This window comes from Streptomyces phyllanthi (genome assembly GCF_009377205.1).
Taxonomy (GTDB): domain Bacteria; phylum Actinomycetota; class Actinomycetes; order Streptomycetales; family Streptomycetaceae; genus Streptomyces; species Streptomyces phyllanthi.
The window spans coordinates 1-6867 of record NZ_VJZE01000475.1 but is presented as its reverse complement, the minus strand read 5'-3'; the positions used below and the strand labels follow the sequence as shown (position 1 = coordinate 6867).

General features: G+C 71.6%; 6 protein-coding genes. 3 read left to right on the top strand and 3 right to left on the bottom strand.

Translation table 11 applies throughout. The annotated features are described in order from the left end of the window. Positions 1-22 precede the first annotated feature (22 nt). The 3 genes from FNH04_RS38470 to FNH04_RS38460 form a co-directional block, all read right to left on the bottom strand. Positions 23-814: a hypothetical protein gene (locus FNH04_RS38470; protein WP_152790536.1), complete on the bottom strand. Its 792-nt coding sequence runs from the start codon at positions 812-814 to the stop codon at positions 23-25. Positions 815-896: 82 nt separating this feature from the next. Next, the gene (locus FNH04_RS38465) at positions 897-1610 is read right to left on the bottom strand and encodes a hypothetical protein (protein WP_152790534.1); all 714 of its coding nucleotides are present in this window, start codon (positions 1608-1610) and stop codon (positions 897-899) included. Between the two features lie 272 nt (positions 1611-1882). Further along, positions 1883-3238 carry an aspartate aminotransferase family protein gene (locus tag FNH04_RS38460; protein WP_152790532.1) on the bottom strand — a complete coding sequence of 452 codons (1356 nt, stop codon included), beginning with the start codon at positions 3236-3238 and terminating at the stop codon, positions 1883-1885. A gap of 173 nt (positions 3239-3411) precedes the next feature. On the opposite strand from FNH04_RS38460, the gene FNH04_RS38455 reads away from it, so the two are divergent. From FNH04_RS38455 to FNH04_RS38445, 3 genes are all read left to right on the top strand, one after another. Further along, positions 3412-4026 carry a DJ-1/PfpI family protein gene (locus tag FNH04_RS38455; RefSeq protein ID WP_152790531.1) on the top strand — a complete coding sequence of 205 codons (615 nt, stop codon included), beginning with the start codon at positions 3412-3414 and terminating at the stop codon, positions 4024-4026. 5 nt (positions 4027-4031) lie between these two features. Beyond that, a complete protein-coding gene (locus FNH04_RS38450) occupies positions 4032-4550 on the top strand; it encodes a MarR family winged helix-turn-helix transcriptional regulator (protein WP_152790529.1) in 519 nt (172 codons plus the stop codon). 310 nt (positions 4551-4860) lie between these two features. Beyond that, the gene (locus FNH04_RS38445; RefSeq protein WP_152790527.1) at positions 4861-6768 is read left to right on the top strand and encodes a serine/threonine-protein kinase; all 1908 of its coding nucleotides are present in this window, start codon (positions 4861-4863) and stop codon (positions 6766-6768) included. Positions 6769-6867: the final 99 nt, after the last annotated feature.

Here is a 6867-nt window from a genome sequence, read left to right as displayed (position 1 = left end):
GGTGGGGACCGCCGGATGAGGGCTAGCTGATCTCGACCTCGGACAGCGGGACCTCGACGTCGGTGACGTTGGCGCCGGCCTCCTCGAACCCGGGTTCGGCGCGGGCGCTGTTGCCGCTGTTGAGGATCCCGTCGGCCTGCGGCGTACCGCACTTGACGTTGCGCAGCCAGAGGCGGCCGTCCGGGGTGCCGTTCTTCAGGAGCTGCGGATAGAAGACGTGGACGGTGGTCGCTCCCTCGCTGGGCGAGAAGAACACCTTCTGGCCGTCCTGCGCCTCCTTGTAGGTGGCCCTGAGGAATCCGCTCACGTCGGTGCGCTTGTGGGACCACATGAAGAAGCCGATGTGGTCGGCCTTCACCGTGTCGCTCCGGGAGAAGGAGAACGACGACGTGGTGTCGTCGCGCTTGATGTTGAACTCCTGAGTGGCGAACTTGACGCCGATCTCGAAGAACGAGTTCCCGAGTTTCGTGCTGCCGTCCGTGTTGAAGCCGTCCTCCAGCTGGACGACGCGTGTCACGGACGCCGTGCCGCTGAAGGTCTTCGTCGCGGCGGTGCTGATTCCGCAGTTGTCGGTCACCGTGGTGACCCGTTCGTTGGGGCCCAGGCTGTTGGCCTTGCTCTGGACGTCGACGAACTCGCAGTTCTCCAGCTTGTCCGAGTCCGTACGGCAGTCGGTGGCCACCTCGTCGGGGGTGGCGGCACCCGCGCTGTACATCAGCGGGACGGCCAGTCCGAGGGCGGCGACCGGCGCGAGCGCGAGGGTGATGCGCTTCTTCTTGCTGCGGTGGCTGCCGCTGCGCCCGGTGCGTGTCATGTGTGTCTCCTGCGGGGGGTTTGGGGGGAGAAGAGCCGGCGAGGTGGGGCGTTGTCGGAGGTTCGGTGGCGCGGGGCGGGCGTCAGCAGTCCTCCAGTACGGCCTTGGTGGTGCCGTCCACGAGCCCGGGCGCGCCGGCGGCCCCCGGCCGGATGACCGGACCCTCGACGACTTCCGGCGCCACGAAGTTCTTCTCGGGGGAGGGGTTCACGGCGAAGCTTCCGGGATCGGCGTCGATGTGCACCCGCCACTCGCCGGTCATGCGCTGCATCTTCGGCGTGAAGGTCACATGCATGACCTTGCCGACGGGGACTTCCCGCTGTTCCGTCTCGCTGGCGGTGGCCGTCTCGATGGTCATGTCCAGCGTGCCCTTGTGCTTCACCCAGCCGCCGCTCAAGGCTCCGAAGAGACCACCGAGGGCGCCCTGCTGGGTCGCGGTGTACTTGCCCTGGCCCTGTCCCACCGCCTTCGAGAACTCGGTGGTCACCTTCGACGGTTCGGTGGCGTTCGGCTCGCAGTTCGGGAAGTCGACGGTGACCTTCTCCGTGGGGCCGTCGAAGGTCTCGAACTTCGTCTCGACGAAATCACAGGTGTCGGACTCGAAACCGTCTCCGAAGGAGCCTTTGAAGTCGCTCACCGACTGCTGCTTGCCGTTGAGCTTGGCAGTCCTTTCGCACATCCTCATGATCTGCTCGGGCGTCTTCTCCTCGGCGGCGTTCGCCGACGGCAGCAGGGTGACGATGGCGCCACCGGTGGCGAGGGCGCAACCGATGGCCACGAGGCGGATCTTCTTCATGCGGGTCTCCCGGAGGATGGGTCGTCCGTGGGACGGGCGGGAACGGGGGTTTCCGTCCCGGCCTCCGGGAGTTTTGCTGTGTAAAGGGGAGGTCAACAGAGTCAAATGTCCCTACCCACCGGTTTCGAATTCGGCGGGGACTCGGGAAAAGGGGGCGTGACCTCGTATGTGTCCGGAACCGGGGCGCCGGATGAGCTGGGTCACATGACGGGGCGAGCCGGCGTTCCCGGCTCGCCCCACCGCGGCCGGCCGCTCCGAGGCGACCGTGGCCGCTACTCGGCGTACCGGTCCGCCACGGTCAGCGCCGCGTCCAGCGCGGCCAGTCCCTCCTTGAGATCCGCCTCCGTGATGTTGCAGGGCGGGACGACATGGGTGCGGTTCATGTGGACGAAGGGCCACAGGCCGCGCTCCTTCGCGGCGGCGGTGAAGGCGGCCATCGGGGCGGCCGCCTCACCGGTCGCGTTGTACGGGACCAGCGGCTCCCGGGTCTCCCGGTTCCGCACCAGTTCGAGCGCCCAGAACATGCCGACCCCGCGTACCTCGCCCACCGACGGATGCCGTCCGGCCAGATCGCGCAGCCTCGGCCCGACGACCCGCGCCCCGAGGTCGGCCGCGTGGTCGACCACGCCCTCCTCGGCCATCACGTTGATCGTGGCGACGGCCGCCGCGCAGGCCAGCGGATGTCCGGAGTACGTCAGCCCGCCCGGGTAGGGGCGCCGGGCGAACGTCTCGGCGATCCTCCCCGAGACGGCGACACCGCCGAGCGGCACGTACCCCGAGTTCACGCCCTTCGCGAAGGTCATCAGGTCGGGCACCACGCCGAAGAGGTCCGCCGCGAACCACTCACCGGTCCGCCCGAACCCCGACATCACCTCGTCCAGCACGAGGACGATGCCGTGACGGTCGCAGATCTCGCGCACGCCGGCCAGGTATCCACGCGGCGGAACCATGATCCCGGCCGTACCCGGCACGGTCTCCAGCACGATCGCCGCGATGGTCCCCGGCCCCTCGAAGGCGATCGTCGTCTCCAGGTGCTCCAGCGCCCGCGCGCACTCCTGCTCCTCGGTCTCGGCGTAGAAGCGGGACCGGTACGGGAACGGCGCCCAGAAGCGCACGACACCCGCGTTCCCGCTGTCGGACGCCCAGCGCCGCGGGTCACCGGTGACGTTCACGGCCTGCTGCGTACCGCCGTGGTACGAGCGGTACGCGGACAGCACCTTGGGGCGCCCGGTGTGCAGCCGGGCCATGCGCAGGGCGTGCTCGACGGCGTCGGCCCCGCCGTTGGTGAAGAAGATCCTGTCCAGGTCGCCGGGTGTCCGCTCGGCGATCAGCCGCGCCGCCTCCGAGCGCGCCTCGACCGCGAACGCGGGCGCGAAGGTGGTCATCCGGGCGGCCTGCCGCTGGATCGCCTCGACGACCTTCGGGTGCTGGTAGCCGATGTTCGTGTAGACGAGCCCGCTGCTGAAGTCCAGGTACCGGTTGCCGTCGTAGTCCCAGAAGTGCGACCCCTCGGCGCCGGCCACGGCGAGCGGGTCGATGAGCTCCTGCGCGGACCAGGAATGGAACACGTGCGCACGGTCCGCGGCCTTGACGGCGGCGCCGGCCTGGGGATTTGGCTGGGGAGTCATGGCGAAGAGGTTAGGAGCCGGGGGCCCGCCCGCGATATCGGCGTCCTGTCTGCGGTGAGGGCGGGAACGCGACAGTGTGTCGGGCGTCCCGGACCCGTCGAGTGTGTTTGACAGCATGCTGCCTAAATGACAGCATGCTTACATAAGCTTCGAGGTGATCCCGAGGAGGAGCCATGAACGACGACGGAGTTCGCAGGCCCGTGCACCTCGCCGTGTACGACACGTTCGCCGACTGGGAGACCGGCCACACGACGGCGTGGCTGGCCAGGGTCGGGTACGAGATCGTGACGGTCGGGCCGAGCCGGGACGCGGTGCGGACCGTCGCGGGCGTCCGCATCCAGCCGGACAGGGCCCTCGACGAGATCCGCCCCGAGGACAGCTCGTTGCTGATCCTCACGGGCGCCGACCTGTGGGACACGGGCGACGACCTCGCGCCCTTCGCCCGCAAGGCCCGCGCCTTCCTGGACGCGGGCGTCCCCGTCGCCGCGATCTGCGGAGCCACCGCGGGGCTCGCCCGCGAGGGCCTGCTGGACGACAGGGAGCACACGAGCGCGGTGTCCTTCTACCTCGCGGCCACGGGGTACGAGGGCGGCAAGCGGTACGTCGACACGGACGCGGTCACCGACGGCCTCCTCGTCACGGCCGGTCCGACCGAGCCGGTCGCCTTCGCCCGGGAGGTGTTCCGCCTCCTCGGCGTGTACGAGGGCGAGGTGCTGGACGCCTGGTACCGCCTGTTCCACGACTCGGACGCGGAGGCGTACGCGGTCCTGGAGGCGGCGGGCCGGTGAGCGACATGACCAGGGGGAGGCCGGTCGGCGAGGCGGCGGGGCGGGAGCCCGGGACCCGGGAGCGGCAGGGACTGCTCAGCCGCACCGCACTGACCGTCTTCCGGCTGAACGGCCAGTTCCTGTCCGTGGCCGACGAACTGGCCCGTCCGGCAGGACTGACGGCGGCGTGGTGGCAGGTGCTCGGAGCGGTGCTGCACGAGCCGCTGACCGTCTCCGGGATCGCCCGGGCGATGGGCATCACCCGGCAGAGCGTCCAGCGCGTCGCCGACCTCCTGGTCGACCGCGGCCTCGCCGAGTACCTCCCCAACCCGGCCCACCGCCGCGCCAGGCTCGTCACGCCCACGGCCACCGGCCGCGCCGCGATCGCCGAGATCGACCCGGGGCACGCGACCCTCGCGGACCGCCTCGCGAAGGCGCTGGGGGAGAGGGAGTTCGCCGAGACGGCACGGGTTCTGGAACGGCTGTCGGAGGCACTGGACGAGATCGCGTCACCGGACCCGGACACGCCGGACCGGCGGTTCTGAGGGTCTCGGCCGGACAGCCGGACCTGGGGACGGGAGAGGGCGCCCCGTGCTTCCGGAAGCTCATGGCCCACCCGTGCGTGTCCTGCACACGGGGAGACCCCACGGAATCCCACTCGGCGGACGTAAACGGGGCGGTCGCCGCGCGGCGCGGACGGCCCGCCTCGGACGCCCGTCTGCCCGCTGCCACCACGACCGCCGTCCGTCCATGACCTGGTCCCTCTGGACTGTGTGTGCATGCTCTGGCGCCCCTGTGGGCGCTGAGTAGACTCCACGGTCGATTGCTCTGGCACGGGGGGAAGGTGGCGCGGCGATGGAGAAGCTGGGCGCCGGGGATCCGCATCGGATCGGTGCGTATCGGCTGCTCGCGCGGCTGGGCGCGGGCGGGATGGGAAACGTGTACCTGGCCCGGTCGGACCGGGGCCGCACCGTCGCCGTGAAGCTCGTACGGCAGGAGCTCGCCGAACAGGAGGAGTTCCGGGCACGGTTCCGGCAGGAGGTGCAGGCCGCGCGGCGGGTCGGCGGGTACTGGACCGCCCCGGTCCTCGACGCGGACACCGAGGCCGACATCCCCTGGGTGGCCACCGGGTACGTCGCCGGGCCCAGCCTCCAGACGGTCGTCGGCCGCGACCACGGGGCGCTGCCCGAGCGCTCCGTGCGGATCCTCGCCGCCGGCCTCGCCCACGCGCTCAAGGACATCCACGCCGCGGGACTCATCCACCGGGACCTCAAGCCGTCCAATGTGCTGGTGACCATCGACGGGCCCCGGGTCATCGACTTCGGGATCGCGCGCGCCCTCGAGACCGTCATCGACGGCGGGCTGACGCGGACCGGCGCGCTCGTGGGATCGCCCGGGTTCATGGCGCCCGAGCAGGTGCGCGGGGACCGGATCACGCCCGCGTGCGACGTCTTCTGCCTGGGCTCCGTGCTGTCGTACGCCGCCACCGGCACCCTTCCCTTCGGGAGCGCCAACTCGGGTGTGCACGCGCTGATGTTCCGCATAGCGCAGGAGGAACCCGACCTGGCGAACCTGCCCGAAGGGCTCTCCGACCTTGTACGGGACTGCCTTCGCAAGGACCCCGCGGCCCGGCCCACTCTCGACCGGATCCTGGAGCGCACGGGCGCCGAGGACACCGTCCTGGACGGGCGGTCACGTGACCCGTGGCTGCCGGGCTCGCTGGTGGCCCAACTCGGGCGCCACGCGGTGCGGTTGCTGGACACGGAGAACCCGGAGGAGACCGGAGGGGTGAGCACCCCCGAGGGGGCGGCTGACACCCGGGAGGTGGCGCCCCCGACGAACGTCCGGCCGCCGGAGCACGCCCCCACTCCGCCCCCGCCGGGGCAGCCGGGCCAGCCGGGTGCCGCTGGGACGCAGGTCGAGGGCTTCGGGCAGGCGCCCCCGCCCGCGGCGCCGCCCGCCGCGTACGGCTATCCGCAACAGCACCCGCAACCCGCCACCGGGTACGGCCCTCCGCAGGCCCAGTCCCAGGGCCAGGGTGGTGGCTGGGGCGCCGGACCGTACGGAGCAGTAGGCCCGGCGGGACCGGCGGGACAGACCCTCGGACCGACACCCCCGTACGGACCGGGGGCGACCCACCCGTACGGTCCGTACGGCCCGGGAGCCGACCGGCCACCCGAGCCCCCGAGCGGTGGCGGCCGGACCACAGCGGCGCTCATCGTGGTCGCGCTGGTCGTCGCCCTCGCGGCGGGCGGCTCGGTGTACGCGCTGATGCAGGGCGGCTCCGGGCAGGGCGGTGACGACAAGGCGTCCCCGACGCCGAGCGCACCCAGGACCCCCGGCCCGAGCACCTCGGAGCCCTCGCCCACGGCCACCGGGGAGCCCGCCACCAAGGGCCCCGAGGACGGCGCCATCCCGGAGGAGTACCTCGGCACCTGGAACGCCGCCATCGACAACGCGACCGGGCACAACACACGCCGTCTGGTCATCCGGCAGGGAGAGGTCGGGGACACGGTGCTCTCGCTCACGGCGGACGGGCCGTCGGGAAGCGGCACGTACCACTGCGTGTTCGAGGCCGAGCTCGCGGAGGCACCGACGGACGACGGCCCTCTCAGGATGGGCTCCTCCACGGTCAGGACCGGTGAACCGGAGACCTCCTGCTCCCCCGGCGACCCCACCGAGCTCACGATCCTCTCGGACGGCCGCCTCCGCCGCGTGAACACGCAGTCGGGGGAGGCGCTGACGTACACGAAGGCGGACTGAGGGGGCGGGCTGGCTGACCGGCTCGCGCGAGGGCCGGGCCTGGGCTGCCCTTGCACGGCGCTTGACGCGTACACAAGTCTCGCCCCCGCCGCCCCTACC